Source organism: Serinicoccus profundi, assembly GCF_008001015.1.
Classification (GTDB): Bacteria; Actinomycetota; Actinomycetes; order Actinomycetales; family Dermatophilaceae; genus Ornithinicoccus; species Ornithinicoccus profundi.
Genome location: NZ_CP042862.1, coordinates 1,472,593 through 1,488,258, shown reverse-complemented (window position 1 = coordinate 1,488,258; position 15,666 = coordinate 1,472,593). Strand labels below are relative to the sequence as shown.

General features: G+C 71.1%; 17 protein-coding genes and 2 pseudogenes. 8 read left to right on the top strand and 11 right to left on the bottom strand.

Translation table 11 applies throughout. The annotated features are described in order from the left end of the window. Positions 1–15: 15 nt before the first annotated feature. Both FA582_RS06815 and FA582_RS06810 read right to left on the bottom strand, forming a co-directional pair. Positions 16–1,140, bottom strand: a complete 1,125-nt coding sequence (locus tag FA582_RS06815) for a DegT/DnrJ/EryC1/StrS family aminotransferase (protein WP_010146896.1) — start codon at positions 1,138–1,140, stop codon at positions 16–18. Further along, positions 1,137–1,751, bottom strand: coding sequence for an N-acetyltransferase (locus tag FA582_RS06810; protein WP_010146897.1), 615 nt, complete (start codon positions 1,749–1,751; stop codon positions 1,137–1,139). The genes FA582_RS06815 and FA582_RS06810 overlap by 4 nt, the downstream gene beginning before the upstream one ends. Before the next feature lie 37 nt (positions 1,752–1,788). Between FA582_RS06810 and FA582_RS06805 the strand changes: the two genes are divergently transcribed. Together FA582_RS06805 and FA582_RS06800 are read left to right on the top strand one after the other, a co-directional pair. Next, positions 1,789–2,472: a glycosyltransferase family 2 protein gene (locus FA582_RS06805; protein ID WP_029540526.1), complete on the top strand. Its 684-nt coding sequence runs from the start codon at positions 1,789–1,791 to the stop codon at positions 2,470–2,472. Between the two features lie 54 nt (positions 2,473–2,526). Further along, positions 2,527–2,985, top strand: coding sequence for a DUF2304 domain-containing protein (locus FA582_RS06800; RefSeq protein ID WP_010146899.1), 459 nt, complete (start codon positions 2,527–2,529; stop codon positions 2,983–2,985). Here the strand turns inward: FA582_RS06800 and FA582_RS06795 are convergent. Continuing rightward, on the bottom strand, positions 2,958–3,749 hold the full coding sequence (locus tag FA582_RS06795) for an inositol monophosphatase family protein (RefSeq protein ID WP_010146900.1): 792 nt from the start codon (positions 3,747–3,749) through the stop codon (positions 2,958–2,960). The two genes, FA582_RS06800 and FA582_RS06795, sit on opposite strands and share 28 nt — an antisense overlap. A gap of 94 nt (positions 3,750–3,843) precedes the next feature. Here FA582_RS06795 and FA582_RS06790 point away from each other — a divergent pair, with 94 nt between their 5' ends. Beyond that, entirely contained in the window at positions 3,844–5,454 is a 1,611-nt protein-coding gene (locus FA582_RS06790) for a Na+/H+ antiporter NhaC family protein (RefSeq protein ID WP_010146902.1), read from the top strand. A gap of 14 nt (positions 5,455–5,468) precedes the next feature. On the opposite strand, the gene FA582_RS06785 is transcribed toward FA582_RS06790, so the two are convergent. Next, positions 5,469–5,792 (bottom strand): putative quinol monooxygenase, encoded by a 324-nt coding sequence (locus tag FA582_RS06785; protein WP_010146903.1) that lies wholly within the window; start codon positions 5,790–5,792, stop codon positions 5,469–5,471. A 229-nt stretch (positions 5,793–6,021) separates the two neighbouring features. Between FA582_RS06785 and FA582_RS06780 the strand changes: the two genes are divergently transcribed. From FA582_RS06780 to FA582_RS06765, 4 genes and pseudogenes are all read left to right on the top strand, one after another. Next, the gene (locus tag FA582_RS06780) at positions 6,022–6,882 is read left to right on the top strand and encodes a serine protein kinase RIO (RefSeq protein WP_010146904.1); all 861 of its coding nucleotides are present in this window, start codon (positions 6,022–6,024) and stop codon (positions 6,880–6,882) included. A 60-nt stretch (positions 6,883–6,942) separates the two neighbouring features. Beyond that, positions 6,943–7,329: pseudogene (locus FA582_RS06775) on the top strand (iron chelate uptake ABC transporter family permease subunit); the annotation flags it as partial. A gap of 114 nt (positions 7,330–7,443) precedes the next feature. Continuing rightward, positions 7,444–8,373: an iron chelate uptake ABC transporter family permease subunit gene (locus FA582_RS06770; protein ID WP_010146906.1), complete on the top strand. Its 930-nt coding sequence runs from the start codon at positions 7,444–7,446 to the stop codon at positions 8,371–8,373. Next, complete coding sequence (locus FA582_RS06765; RefSeq protein WP_010146907.1) at positions 8,370–9,125, top strand: iron ABC transporter ATP-binding protein; 756 nt, start codon at positions 8,370–8,372, stop codon at positions 9,123–9,125. Before FA582_RS06770 ends, FA582_RS06765 begins: the two co-directional genes overlap by 4 nt. A 166-nt stretch (positions 9,126–9,291) precedes the next feature. On the opposite strand, the gene FA582_RS06760 is transcribed toward FA582_RS06765, so the two are convergent. The 5 genes and pseudogenes from FA582_RS06760 to FA582_RS06745 all read right to left on the bottom strand — a co-directional run bounded on the left by FA582_RS06760 (position 9,292) and on the right by FA582_RS06745 (position 12,696). Continuing rightward, a complete protein-coding gene (locus FA582_RS06760; RefSeq protein ID WP_010146908.1) occupies positions 9,292–9,564 on the bottom strand; it encodes a DUF3253 domain-containing protein in 273 nt (90 codons plus the stop codon). A gap of 24 nt (positions 9,565–9,588) precedes the next feature. Then, a pseudogene (locus FA582_RS17085) lies at positions 9,589–9,702 on the bottom strand (DUF2256 domain-containing protein); the annotation flags it as partial. Next, positions 9,699–10,532, bottom strand: coding sequence for a carbohydrate ABC transporter permease (locus FA582_RS06755; protein ID WP_010146909.1), 834 nt, complete (start codon positions 10,530–10,532; stop codon positions 9,699–9,701). The pseudogene FA582_RS17085 and the gene FA582_RS06755, both read right to left, overlap by 4 nt. Continuing rightward, positions 10,529–11,404 carry a carbohydrate ABC transporter permease gene (locus FA582_RS06750; RefSeq protein WP_010146910.1) on the bottom strand — a complete coding sequence of 292 codons (876 nt, stop codon included), beginning with the start codon at positions 11,402–11,404 and terminating at the stop codon, positions 10,529–10,531. The genes FA582_RS06755 and FA582_RS06750 overlap by 4 nt, the downstream gene beginning before the upstream one ends. After that, a complete protein-coding gene (locus tag FA582_RS06745) occupies positions 11,401–12,696 on the bottom strand; it encodes an ABC transporter substrate-binding protein (RefSeq protein ID WP_051125115.1) in 1,296 nt (431 codons plus the stop codon). The genes FA582_RS06750 and FA582_RS06745 overlap by 4 nt, the downstream gene beginning before the upstream one ends. A 165-nt stretch (positions 12,697–12,861) precedes the next feature. Between FA582_RS06745 and FA582_RS06740 the strand changes: the two genes are divergently transcribed. Next, on the top strand, positions 12,862–13,707 hold the full coding sequence (locus FA582_RS06740) for an aldo/keto reductase (RefSeq protein ID WP_010146913.1): 846 nt from the start codon (positions 12,862–12,864) through the stop codon (positions 13,705–13,707). Positions 13,708–13,762: 55 nt separating this feature from the next. Here the strand turns inward: FA582_RS06740 and FA582_RS06735 are convergent, their stop codons facing one another. Then, positions 13,763–14,794 carry a phosphatase domain-containing protein gene (locus FA582_RS06735; RefSeq protein WP_010146914.1) on the bottom strand — a complete coding sequence of 344 codons (1,032 nt, stop codon included), beginning with the start codon at positions 14,792–14,794 and terminating at the stop codon, positions 13,763–13,765. Then, positions 14,728–15,660 (bottom strand): diacylglycerol/lipid kinase family protein, encoded by a 933-nt coding sequence (locus FA582_RS06730; RefSeq protein ID WP_010146915.1) that lies wholly within the window; start codon positions 15,658–15,660, stop codon positions 14,728–14,730. The genes FA582_RS06735 and FA582_RS06730 overlap by 67 nt, the downstream gene beginning before the upstream one ends. Between the last annotated feature and the right edge of the window lie 6 nt (positions 15,661–15,666).

Sequence of the window (15,666 nt, the reverse complement as noted above, 5' to 3'; positions counted from 1 at the left end):
GCTCCGCGCCCCCGGTCACGCCCCTGCCCCCACGACCGACTCCACCGCGGTGGCGATCCGCTCCAGGTCACCGTGCGTCAACGACGGGTGCACCGGCAGGCTGATGACCTCGGCCGCGGCCCGCGCCGTCTCCGGCAGCTCCCAGGCCGGGGCGAAGCGCGACAGCGAGACCAGCTCGTGGTTGGGGGTGGGGTAGTAGACCCCGCACCCGACCCGGTGCTCCTCGCGCAGCGCCGTCACCACCTCGTCCCGCTGCTCGCTGCTGGCCCCGGCGATCCGGACGGTGTACTGGTGGTAGACGTGCGTGCAGCCCTCCCGCACCGTCGGGACCACCACCCCGGCCACCCCCGACAGGTGCTCGTCCAGCCACGCCGCGTTGGCCTGCCGCGCCTGCGTCCACGCCCCGACCTTGGTCAGCTGCACGCGCCCGATCGCGGCGTGGATGTCCGTCATCCGGTTGTTCAGCCCGATGACCTCGTTGGCGTACTGCTTCTCCATCCCCTGGTTGCGCAGCAGCCGTATGCCCCGCGCGATCTCCTCGTCGGCGCAGGACACCATGCCGCCCTCGCCGGAGGTCATGTTCTTCGTCGGGTACAGGCTGAACATCGCGAACGACCCGAAGCTGCCCACGGGCGACCCGCGGTAGGTCGCCCCGTGAGCCTGCGCGGCGTCCTCGAACAGCTGCACCCCCGCCTCCGCGGTCACCGCCCGCAACCCCTCGACATCCGCAGGGTGACCGTAGAGATGGACCGGCATCACCGCCGCCGTCCGGTCGCTCAACGCCCCCCGCACCGACTCCGGGTCGAGGTTGAAGGTGTCCGGGCTGATGTCGGCGAACACCGGCGTCGCCCCCGTCAGGGCGACCGCGTTGGCCGTCGCGGCGAAGGTGAAGCTCGGCACGATCACCTCATCGCCCGCACCGATCCCGCACGCGAGCAGCCCCAGGTGCAGACCCGAGGTCCCCGAGTTGACCGCCACGCACGTGCGCCCAGCCACTAGCTGCCCCGCGAACTCCCCCTCGAAGGCCGCCACCTCCGGGCCCTGCGCCACCATCCCCGAGCGCAGCACCCGGTCCACGGCCGCCCGCTCGTCCTCCCCGATCAGCGGCTTGGCCGCGGGGATCATCGGCTGCTCGGTCATGACTGTCCTCCGGCGGGGTCGGTGCGACGCAGTCCGCCGTCGCTCTCGCGGTAGATCTCCTGGGTCTGGGGGCAGCGCCACTCCCCCGGTGTGCCGGTCGGCTCCAGGGGCCGGCCGGCGTGCCCGACCCAGCCCACCTGCCGGGCGGGCACCCCCACCACGAGGGCGTGGTCGGGCACGTCCTTGGCGACGACGGCCCCGGCCGCCACGGTGGCCCAGGCGCCGACGCGCACCGGCGCGATGCAGACCGCGCGCGCACCGATGGACGCTCCGTCGCCGACGGTGACGCCCACGGCGTCCCAGTCGTCGGCGGCCTTGAGCGAGCCGTCCGGGTTGACCGCCCGGGGGAAGGTGTCGTTGGTGAGGACGGCGGCGGGGCCGACGAAGACGCCGTGGCCGAGCCGGGCCGGCTCGTAGACGAGGGCGTAGTTCTGGACCTTGCAGTGGTCGCCCATGCGGACACCGGTGCCGACATAGGCTCCGCGCCCGATGACGCAGCCAGCGCCGAGCACGGCGTCCTCGCGCACCTGGGCCAGGTGCCACACGGAGCTGCCCTCGCCGATGCTGGCGCTCTCGGCGACGTCGGCACTGTCGACGATGCGTGTCGTCACGGGACTCCCATCAGGGGTGGTGAGGGACAATGCACCCATGACTCTAACGCGCGCGCAGGAGGACGCCTGGCTGGTGATCCCCCTCTTCGACGAGGCGCGGGTCATCGAGACGGTGCTGCACGAGGCGCGGGAGCACTTCCCGCACGTCGTGTGCGTCGACGACGCCAGCAGCGACGACTCGGCGGAGCGCGCCAGGGCGGCCGGTGCGGTCGTCGTGCAGCACCCCTTCAACCTCGGCCAGGGGGCCGCGCTGCAGACGGGTATGCGCTACGTGCTCGAGGCGACGGACGCGGCATACCTCGTCACCTTCGACGCCGACGGGCAGCACCGGCCCCAGGACGCCGCGGAGATGGTGCGCCGGGCCCGGGAGGAGCAGCTGGCCATCGTTTTCGGCTCCCGCTTTCTCGATGACCGCACCCGTCCGGGCCGGCTCAAGAAGCTCGTGCTCAAGGCCGCCGTGTGGCTGACCAACCAGCAGACCGGGATGAAGCTCACCGACGCCCACAACGGGCTGCGCGTCATCCGGCGCGACGCGGCGACCCGTCTGGACCTGCGTCAGAACCGTATGGCGCACGCGACCGAGATCGTGCTGCAGCTCGGCCGCACCCGGTTGCCCTGGGCCGAGCACCCCGTGCACGTGCTCTACACCGACTACAGCCGGGCCAAGGGCCAGTCGCTCATGAACTCGGTCAACATCCTCATCGACACGATCCTCAAGTGAGTGCCATGCCCGCGACCCTGCTTCTGACGACCCCACCCCGACGGAGGCGCTGACGTGCTCGACCAACCCGTCATCAAGCTCGTCCTGCTCGTGAGTGTCGTCGTCGTCACCGCCATGCTCACCCGCTCGACGGCGGGTGTCCGACACCAGGCGGTCCGCCGCCTGCTGCTCGTCGGCTTCGTCGTGCTCGCGGCGATCGCCATCCTCTTCCCCCGGGTCATGACGCAGGTCGCCCAGCTCCTCGGCGTCGGTCGGGGCGCCGACCTGCTGCTCTACGGCCTCACCGTCGTCTTCCTCGGCTACGTCGCGGCGTCCTACCGCCGTATGCGCCAGCTCGAGCAGCAGGTCACGACCCTCGCCCGGGAGCTCGCGCTGCGCGCGGCCGTGCACGACACGACCGAGCACGACAGCAGCGGGCACGTCGGCAGCGGGCACGAGACCGGGTATGACGAGTCCGCCCACGAGGACCCGGCCCCCGACGGCGGTCAGACCTCGCGGCGCAGCCAGTCGTAGACGTCGGCTCCGCCGGTCGCGAGGATGCCCCGCGGATCGTCGCGCGGGGCGTAGACCTGCCCGTCGACCGACCCCACGACTCCCTCGACCTCGCTCACGAGAAGGCTGCCGGGCACGTGGTCCCAGGGCCGGGTGCCGTGGTAGACCAGCGCGTCGCAGGCGCCCTCGGCGAGCTTCGGGTAGTCGATGCCGCAGCTCACCCAGCTGAGCTCCAGCGGCGGGAGGGGGCCCAGCCGCTCCCCGATGCGTCGTCGGGCCGACGTGCGCACCCGCCAGTGCGCCGGGTCCGAGTCAGGAGTGAGGTCGGGCAGGCGCAAACCGTTGCGGGTGGCGCCGGAGCCCAGCTCGGCGACGTAGGCCAGCTCGTGCTGCGGCTGCCAGATCCAGGACCGCACCGTGCGTCCTGCGCGGGTCTCCGCGACCATGACGGCGTGGTCGGGCGAGCCGTGCACGAAGTTGCGGGTGCCGTCGACCGGGTCGACGGTGAAGGCGTGCTCGGCCTCGCGGAAGGCGACGAGGCTGGTGGGGTCGTCGGCGAACGCCTCCTCACCCAGCACCACAGCCCCGGGGTATGCCGCGCGCAGCTGCCGGGTGATGAGCACCTCGGCCTCGCGGTCGGCGACGGTGACGAGGTCACCCGGGTGCGTCTTGGAGGAGATCTCGTGCTCGGCCAGCGCCCGAAAGCGTGGGGTGATGACCTCCTCGGCCACCTCCTGCAGCAGCCGCAGGACGTCGTCGGTGCCGAGATGCTCGGAAACAGCCACGACCCCACCCTGTCACGACGGGCGCGCCCCCTGACAGGCGGACCCCGCTGCCCTACGCTGGGGCGATCCAGGCGCTGCCCGAGGAGGACCCGCAATGACCGAGTCGACGCCGATCCTGACGATCCTTCCGCCACTCGTGGCGATCGTGCTGGTGATCTGGACCAAGAAGGTGCTGCTCAGCCTCGGCGCGGGTGTGCTCGCGAGCGCGCTGCTCGTGGCCGACCTCGCCCCGCTGGAGACGCTGCGCCTCATCGGCACCTCCGTCGCCGGCATCTTCTGGGCGGACGGCGCGGTCAACACGACCTACGTCTACATCCTCGTCTTCACCCTCACCCTCGGCGTCATCGCGGCGCTCATCATGATGTCCGGCGGCAGCCAGGCCTTCTCGGACTGGGCGATCCAACGCATACGGACGCGCCGTGGGGCCCAGGTGCTCGCCGCCGCGCTGGGCATCATCATCTTCATCGACGACTACTTCAACGCCCTCGCCGTCGGCCAGGTCGCGCGACCGGTCACCGACCGGCACCACGTGGCCCGGGCCAAGCTCGCCTACCTCATCGACTCCACCTCGGCCCCGGTCGCCGTGCTCGCGCCCTTCTCCAGCTGGGGCGCCAGCATCATCGGGATCATGGCTCCGATCCTCGCCACCTCCACCCTGGCGGTGAGCGACGTCGAGGCCTTCCTCGGCGCCGCGGGCATGAACTATTACGCCATCTCGGCGATCCTGCTGGTCTGGGTCGTCGTCCTCCTCCAGCTGGACATCGGCCCGATGCGCAAGGAGGAGCGCCGGGCCATCGCCGAGGGCCAGACCTTCGACGCCTCCGAGGAGATCCCCGGCGAGCTCGCCCAGGACCTGCCGACGCACGAGCCGGGCGCCAAGCGGGCCCTCATCGTGCCCTTCCTCCTGCTGGTCGTGGGCGTCCTGGGCGGGATCGTGTGGACGGGGTATGCCGCCGGCGGCAGCTGGGACGTCATCGACCTGCTCGCCAACACCTCGGTGACCGATGCCCTGCTCTACGGCGGGGTGCTCGGACTGGCCGCAGCGCTCTACTACTACTTCCGCTACACCGCGCAGAACCCGAAGTTCTCGGGCGCGACCCTCGGCCAGGGGGTGTGGGAGGGGATCAAGTCGATGCTGCCCGCGGTCTACATCCTGCTCCTGGCCTGGGTGCTCGGCGCCCTCATCGGCGAGCTCGGGACGGGCGAGTACCTCGGCGGCCTCGTCGAGAGCGCCAACATGGCGCCCCAGTGGCTCGTGCCGGTCATGTTCGTCCTCGCCGGCGCGATGGCCTTCTCCACCGGGACCTCGTGGGGCTCCTTCGGGATCCTGCTGCCCATCGCGGGCGACATCATGGTCAACGTCTCCGGGGGCTCGGAGCTGCTGCTCGCGGCCTTCGGCGCGGTGCTCGCCGGCGCCGTCTGGGGCGACCACTGCTCACCGATCAGCGACACGACGATCCTGTCCAGCACCGGTGCCGCGTGCAACGTCATTACGCACGTGACCACGCAGCTGCCCTACGCGATCGTCGGAGCGGTCGTCTCCCTCATCGGGTATGCCGTCTTCGCCGCCACGGGCAGCGGCTGGGTGGGCTTCGCGGCGGTCCTCGCCGGCATCGCCGCCTTCGCCGTCATCGGCAAGATGGTCCTGCAGCGGCTCGAGGACGAGATCCCCGAGGATGAGCAGGCGCAGCGCTCGCTCACCTGATCAGAGATTCCAGATCACTCGTCGATCTGCAGCTCCCCCATCGCGTCCCAGCCCTCGCCTTCGATCTGGCGGGAGATGATCTTCGGGGTGCCGGTGAGGTGCGGGCGCATCGCCTCGATCCCCTCGCTGAAGTGCGGGCTCTCGACGTGGGCGGCGGCACCGTCGTCGGTGAAACCCTCGACGAGCACGAACTCGTGGGGGTCCTCGATGCTGCGGGACCACTCGAAGAAGAGGTTGCCCTCCTCCCCGCGCACGCTGGCCGTGTAGTCGGAGACGATCTGCGGCCACTGGGCGGCCGACTCGGGCTTGACGGGGAACCTGACGACGATGAAGTACATCCCCCCAGGCTCACTGCCCGGACTGCGCCGGTCAACTCGGCATGCACCCGGCGCTGCCGGGGGTGCGGGAAAACCCGTTGCCCGGCGATCCGCGGATGCGGGACGCTGACGGTGCACCAGCGAGCGCGCACCCGGCGTGCTCCGCGCGAGGAAGGGGTCGAGCGATGAACCACACCGCCCCTGAGGCGTCCCCCGACGCCCTCCCCTTCATCTTCGCGCAGGAGCATCCGTGCCATCTCAGCACCCGACGGGCGACATCGACCCGTTCTTCGTCATCGACTACACCCCGCTGGAGGCGGTCGAGGACCTCCCCTCCGGCCAACGGCTGACGACCTACTGGCAGGTCGTCGCCGGTCACCGCGGGCCCGGACCCGTGCCCACCTGGGTCGTCCAGGACGCCGGGGCGGTGGACACCGAGCTGGGTGTCCTCAAGACCGGCAAGGAGGCCGACGTCTTCCTCCTCGAGCGCGCCGCCACCACCCCCGGTGCGGACGCGGCGTGCCTGCTCGCCGCCAAGCGCTACCGTGACGCCGACCACCGGTCCTTCCACCGCAGCACGGTGTATGCCGAGGGCCGCGGTGTCCGCCGCTCCCGCGACCAGCGCGCCCTCGCCAAGGGCACCACCTACGGCCAGCAGGTCGCCGCGGGACGGTGGGCGTACGCCGAGTGGGAGGCGCTGTGCCGGGCCTGGTCGTCCGGGATCCCGGTGCCCTACCCGGTGTCCCTGGACGGCACGGAGCTCGTCATGGAGTTCATCGGGGACCCCGGGGGTAGGGCCGCCCCTCGCCTCGCCCAGGCGCGCCCGGACACAGGGGAGGCGGCACACCTGTGGCAGCAGACGCAGACCGTCGTGCTGCAGCTCGCCGAGCTCGGGTGGGCCCACGGGGACCTCTCTGCCTACAACCTCCTCGTGCACGACGGGACGCTCGTCGTCATCGACCTTCCGCAGGTGGTCGATGTGGTGGCGAACCCCCGCGGCGCGGACCTGCTGCACCGCGACTGCGTCAACGTCGCCACGTGGTTCCGTGCCCGCGGCGTGGACGCGGACGGCGACGCGCTCTTCGCCGAGGCCATCGGGCTGGCTCTCTGAGCGCGGGCAGGTGACCTGTGCCACATATACGGGCATATGGAGCATTCGTAACAGAACTAAGGAGTCCTGGTCTTCCTCCTCGCCGACCGCCTCACCGTCGCCGGGCTGGGGAAGGACGTCGCCACCAACGTCGGCCTCGACTACGGCCGGATCATCCTGCTCGGCGTGGCCCTGGTCGCGGTGGCCACCGGGGTGGTCACCGTCGTCATCGGGGCGTTGCCCTTCCTGGGTCTCATCGTGCCCAACCTCGTCTCCCTCGTGCGGGGCGGCGACCTGCGCAGCAGCCTGCCCTGGGTCTGCCTGCTCGGCGTGTGGGCGGTGACCCTCTGCGACATCCTCGGACGGACTGTCATCAGCCCGTTCGAGATCCCCGTCTCGCTCATCCTCGGGGTCGCGGGGGCCGCCTTCTTCATCGCCCTGCTCCTCATCCGGCAGCGCCGTGCCTGAGGCCATGACGGGGCAGGCGCTGCGCACCCCCGCGCGCACCCGGGCCGACCGCCACACGGGTCCGTTCCTGCCGGGGGGCGCCGGCGGTACACCCTCCTCACCGTCCTGCTCGTCGTGCTGGCCGTCGGCTTCTCCGCGGGCATCCTCGCCTACGACAACCCCATGCCGCTCGGCACCGATGGGTTCTGGCGGATCGCGGCGATGCGAGCCGCGAGCATCGCCGTCATCCTCGTCGTCGCGTTCTGCCACGCCATCGCGACGGTGAGCTTCCAGACGGCGACGGGGAACCGGATCCTCACGCCGTCGATCATGGGCTTCGAGGCGCTCTACCTCCTCATCCAGACGAGCTCGGTCTTCCTCTTCGGCGTGGCCGGGCTCTCCCTGACGACCGGCACGACGGCCTTCCTGCTGCAGACCGCACTCATGGTGCTCCTCGCGACCCTGCTCTACGGATCGCTGCTCGCCGGCCGGCTCGGCGACCTGCACACCATGCTGCTCGTGGGTGTCATCCTCGGGGGCTGGCTGGCGTCCCTGTCGACCTTCATGCAGCGCCTCCTCACCCCCAGCGAGTTCGACATCCTCACCGCCCGGCTCTTCGGCAACATCGGCAACGCCGACGCCTCGATCCTGCCCCACGTCATCCCCCTCGCCGCGATGGCGGGCGGGGCGCTGTGGTGGCGTTCCGGACGGCTGGACGTGCTCGCCCTCGGCCGCGACACGTCGACCAACCTCGGGCTGCACCACACGCGCGAGGTCGTCATCGTGCTCTTCCTCGTCTCGGTCCTCATGGCGATGACCACCTCGCTCGTCGGCCCGATGACCTTCCTCGGCTTCCTCGTGGCGATGCTCGCCTATCAGCTCGCCGACACCTCCAGCCACCGTCTGCTGCTGCCGATGGCGTTCCTGCTCGGGTATGTCGTGCTGTCCGGCGCATACTTCGTGCTCCGGCACGTCTTCTACGCCCAGGGCATGGTCACGATCATCATCGAGCTCGTCGGCGGCCTCACCTTCCTCATCTACCTCCTGCGAAAGGGCCGCCTGTGATCGAGCTGACCGAGGTCACCAAGACCTACGCCACCGAGGCCCGCATCGGCCCGGTGAGCCTGCAGATCCCGGCGGGCGGAATCACGGCGCTCATCGGCCCCAACGGTGCCGGCAAGTCGACCGTCCTCACCATGATCGGCCGGCTCCTCGGGCTGGACCAGGGAACGATCACGGTCGCCGGCCACGATGTCGTGCACACGCCGTCGGCCGTCGTGGCCACGATCCTGTCGGTGCTGCGGCAGGAGAACCACTTCATCACCCGCCTCACCGTGCGCCAGCTCGTCAGGTTCGGCCGCTTCCCGCACTCCCGTGGTCGGCTGACCCCCGAGTGCGAGCGGCACATCTCCGAGGCCATCGACTTCCTCGACCTCACCGGGCTCGAGCACCGCTACCTCGACGAGCTCTCCGGCGGCCAGCGCCAGCGGGCCTACGTCGCCATGGTCCTGGCCCAGGACACGGAGTACGTCCTGCTCGACGAGCCGCTCAACAACCTGGACATGCAGCACTCGGTCCAGATGATGCGCCAGCTGCGGCGGGCGGCCGACGAGCTGGGCCGCACGGTCGTCATCGTCCTGCACGACATCAACTTCGCGGCGCGCTACGCCGACCACATCGTGGCGATGAACGACGGCCGGGTCAGCGAGGTCGGGAGTCCCGCGCAGGTGCTCGACGACGAGACGCTCACCCGGGTCTTCCGCACCCCGGTCCGCGTCATACAGGGGCCGGACGGCCCCCTGGCGGTGTACTACTGAGTGAGTTCCTCCGCGCGCCGTCGTCACGTGGTCGTGACGGCCCGCCGTCCGGGGAGGCACGGCGTGTGCACCCACCCTGCGTTGGTCACCGATACCGACCGCTGCGCACCCATGGCTGACCAGGTCTGCCCGGCACACCGACGATGCGCCCCCCACTCCTCACCGCTCACCCCTCACCGCTCGTGGCGCCGGGAGAACGTCGTATCCGGATGGGGCCGCGCACCGTCGACGGGTCCACCACCCGGCCGCCCTGGAGGATCTCGACCGCACCGCGGGCCACCAGCCGCCGCGCGGCACGCCTCGCGGGCTCCATGAGGTCGCGCCACTCCTGACCGGTGGACGCACCGACCTCACGTGCCGCCTCGGAGGGGCAGATCGTCGACGTGCGGGCGCGGCGTGAGAGCAGTTCGAGGATGGCCGCCTCCAGCTCGCGGTCCACCTCACCCACACCTCGGCGCCGGCACGCCGACGAGCAGTAGCGCACCTGGTCCCAGTCGCGTTCCCACTTCTTGCGCCACGTGAACGTTCGACCGCACGCCAGGCAGGTCTTCTCCGCTCGCGCACGGTCCGGGCTCATCGCAGGCCGCTGCGGGAGAAGCCCTGGACGAACCAGCGTTGCGCCAGCAGGAAGACGAGCACCATCGGCGCGACGGTGATGAGGGCGAAGGCCATGGTCGCGCCGTAGTCCGGACCGAACTGGCCCTGGAGGAAGAGCAGCCCCACCGGCAGGGTGTAGAGCGCGTTGTCCCGCAGCGCGATGAGCGGCCAGGCGAAGTCGTTCCACGTCTGCAGCATGCTCATGAAGAAGAGCACCGCGATGAGAGGGCGCGACAATGGCAGCACGATGCGCAAGAAGATCTGCAGGTGCGTCGCGCCGTCGATGCGGGCCGCCTCCATGAGCTCGCGCGGGATGGTGAGGATGAACTGGCGGGCCAGGAAGACTCCGAAGGCGGAGGCTGCCGTCGGCAGGATCACCGCCCAGTAGCTGCCGTAGAGCCCGAGCTCGGTGACGAGCCGGAACAGGCCGACCATGATGACCTGCACCGGCAGCATGAGCGTCGACAGCGCCACGAGCAGCAGCGCACCCGAGCCCGGGAAGCGCAGGTGCGCGAAGGCATACCCGGCGAGCAGGTTGACCAGCACGATGATGACCGAGGTCACCAGGGCGATCGCCAGGGAGTTGCCGAACCACGTCAGGACGGGGAAGGCCTCGAAGACCCGGCGGAAGTTGTCCAGGGTGGCCTGCTCCGGCCACAGCCGCAGCCCGCCGCCGGAGAGCGAGGACCGGGTGGAGAAGGCGACGACGACCATCCAGTAGAGCGGGAAGAGGATGACCACGGCGGCGAGCAGCGCGCCGAGCAGGCGTGCCCACGCCGCGGACCGTCGACGGGCGAGGTGGCTGCTCACTCGCTCTCCTCACGTCGGCGCTCGGCACGCCACCGCAGACCGGTGACCACCAGCGTGACGGCGAGCAGCACGACGCCGATCGCGGCGGCATACCCCTGGTCCCGGGTGACGAACCCGGTGTCGTAGGCGTAGGTGACCAGCACGGTGGTGGCCCGCTCCGGGCCTCCACCGGTCATGACGAAGACGATGTCGAAGACCTGGAAGGAGTAGATGATGTTGAGGATGACCAGGAAGAACGACTGCGGGCTCAGCTGCGGGACGGTGACGTGGCGCAGCCGTTGCCAGGCGTTGGCGCCGTCCAGCCGCGCCGCCTCGTAGAGCTCGGGCGCCACCCCCTGCAGCCCGGCGAGGTAGATCAGCATGTTGAAGCCCACCCGCCACCACAGGGTCATGATGACGACGGAGGCGAAGGCGGCGGGGCCGTGGGTCTGCCAGTCGACCTGGGGCAGCCCCATGGCCAGCGACACCTGCGCGAGGAAGCCGCTGTTCTCGTCGAAGATGAGCACACCCATGAGTGCGGTCGCGACCCCGGAGATCGCCATGGGGAGGATGAGCACCGACCGGAGCACGCCACGGGCCGGCAGCGCGGAGTCGAGCAGCAGCGCCAGGCCCAGACCGATCGCCATCGCGGCTGGCGTCACCAGCACAGTGTAGAGCGCGGTGTTGAGGCTGGCCCGCCAGAAGACCGGGTCCTGGACGAGCTGTCGGTAGTTGTCAAGGCCGACGAAGGTCCCCGCACCGAAGCCGTTGGTCTCCTGCAGGCTGATGACGGCCGCCCCACCCAGCGGCAGCAGCACGAAGACCCCGAGCAGCACCAGCGTGGGCGCGGCGAAGGCGTAGCCCGCCCAGGCCTCACGGGCGCGCGCCGTCACTGCGTCGCAGCCTCGATGCCGTCGGAGAGGGTCGCGAGGGTGGTCTCCACGTCGGCGTCACCGAGGAAGCTGGCCTCCAGTCCGTCCTGGAGCACCGTGATGATCGAGGACATGTCCGGCGAGGCGACCTGACCCGAGTCCTGCGCACGCACCGCGCTGGACTGCTGCAGGAAGACCTGCGAGAGCTCGGGGCGCACGTCGAACTCGATCCCCTGCTCCACCAGGTCGGCACGGGTGGGCAGCAGCGAGGACCCGGCGCAGAACTCCTGCATCTGCTCGGCCTCGGTCACGAACTCCAGGAACTGCGCGACCAGGTCGGGCTGCTCGGTCTGGGCCGTCGCCACCAGGGCGTTGCCGCCGAAGTCGCCGGCCGAGCGCTCGCGGCGCGGCGGGAAGGTGGCCGCCCACTCCCGCTCGTAGGTCGCCTCGGCGTCCGGGATGAGGAACGCCCCGGCGAAGACCATCGGGACGGTGCCGGCGAACCAGCTGTCGGCGGCATACGTCGAGGAGCTGATCGAGTTGTTGCGCGGCACCAGGTTGTCCCGGAAGAAGCTGGTGGTGAACTCCACCGCGGCGGCACCGGCGTCGGAGTTGATCGCCGGCGTCACGAGGTCCTCCTCGAGGAAGCGTCCGTCGGCCTCGAAGAGCCAGCTGAGCCACCGGGTGACCCCGTTGCCCTGCCAGTTGTAGGCGAAGGGAGAACGGTCCGACGACAGCGACTCCTGCAGCTGGCGGGCGACCTCGGCGAACTCCTCCCAGGTCCACGCCTCCTCCAGCGTCTGCGGGACCCGGTCGATGCCGGCGTCGGCGAGCGCCTGCACGTCGTAGAGGATCGCCGAGGTGTCGGTGTGGTGCGGCACGCCGTAGGGAGCGCCCTCGCTCTGGACGGCCGCCCAGGCCTGCGGGGTGAAACGGTGCTGGACGTCGCCGCTCAGGTGGGGCGTCAGGTCCAGCAGCTGGCCGCGCCCAGCATAGCTGCCGAAGGTGTAGTAGGGCACCCGGAAGATGTCCGGCGGGTTGCCCGCCTGCAGCTGAGCGTCGATGTTGGTGAACATCTGCTCGTAGGGCACGGCGTTGAGCTCCACCCGTGCGCCGTCGTTGGCCTCCTGGAAGGCCGCGATCGCCGAGCGGAAGCCGGCGAGCTCGGCGTCGGTCCCCCAGGTGGTGAAGGTCAGCGACCCCTCGCCGCTGCTGCTGCCGCCACCGGTCGAGAACCCTCCGCACCCACCGAGGACCGTCGGGGTCGCCACGGCGCCGAGGGCAGCGAGGAACGAACGTCTACTGACATGCATGGCATCTCCGTCGGTGAAAGGCCAGGGACTGCCGCGAGCAGCGGCTTGTCAATCGTAGCCTCGCGCTTCTGGGCCGTCCTGTTTGACCGTCCTCCGGCCCGGGGTGTGGTCGGGGTGTGCGTCACGGTCGGGAATTCTCGGCGAGGGCACGTCGCTGGACGGAGTATGACTGTTCCGACACTGACGCTCCACGACGGCACGACCATCCCGCAGCTCGGCTTCGGGGTCTTCCAGATCCCGCCCGCGCAGACCAAGGCGGCGGTGCTGCAGGCGTTCGAGTTCGGCTACCGCCACATCGACACCGCGCAGATGTACCAGAACGAGGCTGGTGTCGGAGAGGCGATCGCCGAGTCCGGCCTCTCCCGGGACGAGATCTACGTCACCACCAAGCTCGACAACGGGTTCCACCGTCCCGAGGACGCCCGTCGCTCCCTGGACGAGTCCCTGGACCGCCTCGGCCTGGACCAGGTCGACCTGTTCCTCATCCACTGGCCGCTGCCCACCCGCTACGACGGTGACTACGTCTCCACCTGGGAGACCCTGCTCGAGCTGCAGCGGGCCGGGAAGACCCGGTCGGCCGGTGTCTCCAACTTCGAGCCCGATCACCTCGAGCGCATCGTCGAGGCCACCGGCAGCGCCCCAGTGGTGAACCAGATCGAGGTCCACCCCTACTTCGCCAACGAGGCCGCGCGGAAGGCGACGCAGCAGCACGGCGGTCTGGTCGAGGCCTGGTCGCCGATCGCCCAGGGCGCCATCCTGGACGACCCCGTCCTCCTCGGGATCGCCGAGACCCACGGCCGCACCCCGGCCCAGGTCGCGCTCCGCTGGCACGTCCAGCGCGGCGACATCGTCTTCCCCAAGTCGGTGACCCCGGGCCGGATGCAGCAGAACTTCGCGCTCTTCGACTTCGAGCTGACCGAGGAGCAGATGGCCGCCGTCGACGGGCTCGACCGTGGCGAGAACGGCCGCCGGGGCCCGCACCCCGACGCGATGGACGTCATCCCGGAGTGACTCCCGCGGGGACCGGGCACCGCTCCCGTGCGCTCCCCGCCTGACCGACGCCCCGTCAGCCCGCCGACGGGGCGTCGGTCGCGTCCAGCGTCGCCAGGTCCGCCTCGAGCAGGGACGCCATCCGCGCCGCACGCTCCCCCTCCAGACCCACGGCCTCGAGCTCGACGCGCACCGCGTCGGCGACGGCATATCCCTGCTCCGGGCGCAGCAGCCCGAGCCGGACGCCGTGCGCCGCCGCCCCGACGTAGGTGTCGAACACGTGGACTCCCTGCTCGGCCCAGGTGGCGCGCTCCTGTGGGCTCAGACCCGTGACGTCGTGCAGGAAGGTCCCGATCACGTGGTCGTGCGGTCGCGCCCACATCTGTGCGCCGACCTGGCCGTCCGCCTGCCCGCTGTCGCCGATGAAGATCATCCGGGACTCGGGGAAGAGCAGGTGGTCGCGCTCCATGTTCTGCAGCTTGCGCTCGGCGATGGCGTTCTTGGTGTGGAGGTTGAGCAGCGACCCGCCCAGGACCGAGTGCGGGGGCAGACCCAGCTCGGCGAGGTTGTCGCGGGTGTACTGCTCCACCAGTCCCCACGGCCCACCGGGCCGTGCGGTGACGAAGGTGAGGTCGCCGACCCGTCCGTCGTCGCCGGAGGCTCCCCGGTCCAGCTCGGTCAGCAGCGCGACGACCCCGGGGTAGACCGTGCCGCGGGGGTAGCGGTCGTCGTGGATGGCGCACTTGACGGTGTCGTCGATGTCGCACAGGACCCGGAGGTCAGTGGTGAACTCCCCCTGCGCCTGGGCGGCGATGTGCTCGATCAGGACCTCCTGGAGGTCCTCGTCGAGGTCGTCGAAGACCAGGTGCTCCAGGTCGTGGTGGTCGCCCGAGGCGTTGAGGCGGTACTTCAGGTCGTGGAAGTCGCGCCCCTCCAGCGCGGTCATCGTGCTCACGATGGCCTGCTGGTCGGCGCGCGAGACCCGGCCCCGGTGCAGCCGCGCGATCATCCTGGCCAGCAGGTCCGTCGACACCTGCACCGTCAGCGCCGCCCGGAGCTCCCCCTCGCCCCCGCCACCCGCACGGCCGCCGGCCGGAGTTCGATCCATAGCCGCAGGATATCCGGCACCACGTCGCCGTCGACCTGGACGGGTCCGGGCCCGGGCAGCTCGACGCGCAGGTGACGGCCGACCCTGCGCACCAGCGCCGGGTGCGGCCGCCGGGCGCCGAAGCCGCCGGCGGCGATGGCTCCCCAGTCGGACACGCGGCGGGGCTGGACCAGCACGACGTGCAACCGGCCGTCGTCGAGTCTCGCCCCCGGCGCGACCTGGGCCCCGAGAGGGAGGCGGGCGGCGTTGACCGCGAGCACGCTCCAGGCGCGGAGTTCCTCGGGGTCGCCGTCGTCGAGCGTGATCTGCAGGTCGGACCCGGCGTGCCCGAGACGACGCAGACCCGGCGTGACGTAGGCCGGCCACCCCCACCGGGCCTTGGCCGTCGGGCTGAGGCCGGCGAGGATCTGCGCGTCGTGCCCGGCGCCGACCACGACGAGGAAGGGCAGCGTCGAGGTCGGTCCGTCGAGGGGCTCCAGGGTGAGCGATCCGACATCGATCGGGTGACCCTCGGCCCGGACCGCCAGCCGGGCAGCGGCGTCGGCTCGGCCCGTCGGCAGACCCAGCGTGCGGGCAGCGAGGTTGGCGGTGCCGCACGGGACCACCCCGACGACGACCTCCTGGCCGGCCACCGCAGCCACCTCCCCCACGACCTGGCGCACCGTGCCGTCACCCCCGGCGACGACCACCCGCCGGCACCCCCGGGCGAGCGCCTCCCGCGCCTGGGCGCCGCCCGGCTCGGCGATCGTCGTCGGCAGGACCGACGGCATACCGAGACCCGCCTGCGTGCACGCGGCCTCCACCGCACGTCGCGCCGCCGCGGCTCCCCTCGCCACCGGGTTGAGGACCAGCGCCACCGACGGCACGGGAGC

Bases quoted from the DNA above. Each gene is read 5' to 3' on its own strand.
- FA582_RS06815 (WP_010146896.1), bottom strand. From the start codon at position 1,140: ATGACCGAGCAGCCGATGATCCCCGCGGCCAAGCCGCTGATCGGGGAG.
- FA582_RS06805 (WP_029540526.1), top strand. From the start codon at position 1,789: ATGACTCTAACGCGCGCGCAGGAGGACGCCTGGCTGGTGATCCCCCTC.
- FA582_RS06790 (WP_010146902.1), top strand. From the start codon at position 3,844: ATGACCGAGTCGACGCCGATCCTGACGATCCTTCCGCCACTCGTGGCG.
- FA582_RS06785 (WP_010146903.1), bottom strand. From the start codon at position 5,792: ATGTACTTCATCGTCGTCAGGTTCCCCGTCAAGCCCGAGTCGGCCGCC.
- FA582_RS06745 (WP_051125115.1), bottom strand. From the start codon at position 12,696: ATGCATGTCAGTAGACGTTCGTTCCTCGCTGCCCTCGGCGCCGTGGCG.
- FA582_RS06740 (WP_010146913.1), top strand. From the start codon at position 12,862: ATGACTGTTCCGACACTGACGCTCCACGACGGCACGACCATCCCGCAG.
- FA582_RS06735 (WP_010146914.1), bottom strand. From the start codon at position 14,794: ATGGATCGAACTCCGGCCGGCGGCCGTGCGGGTGGCGGGGGCGAGGGG.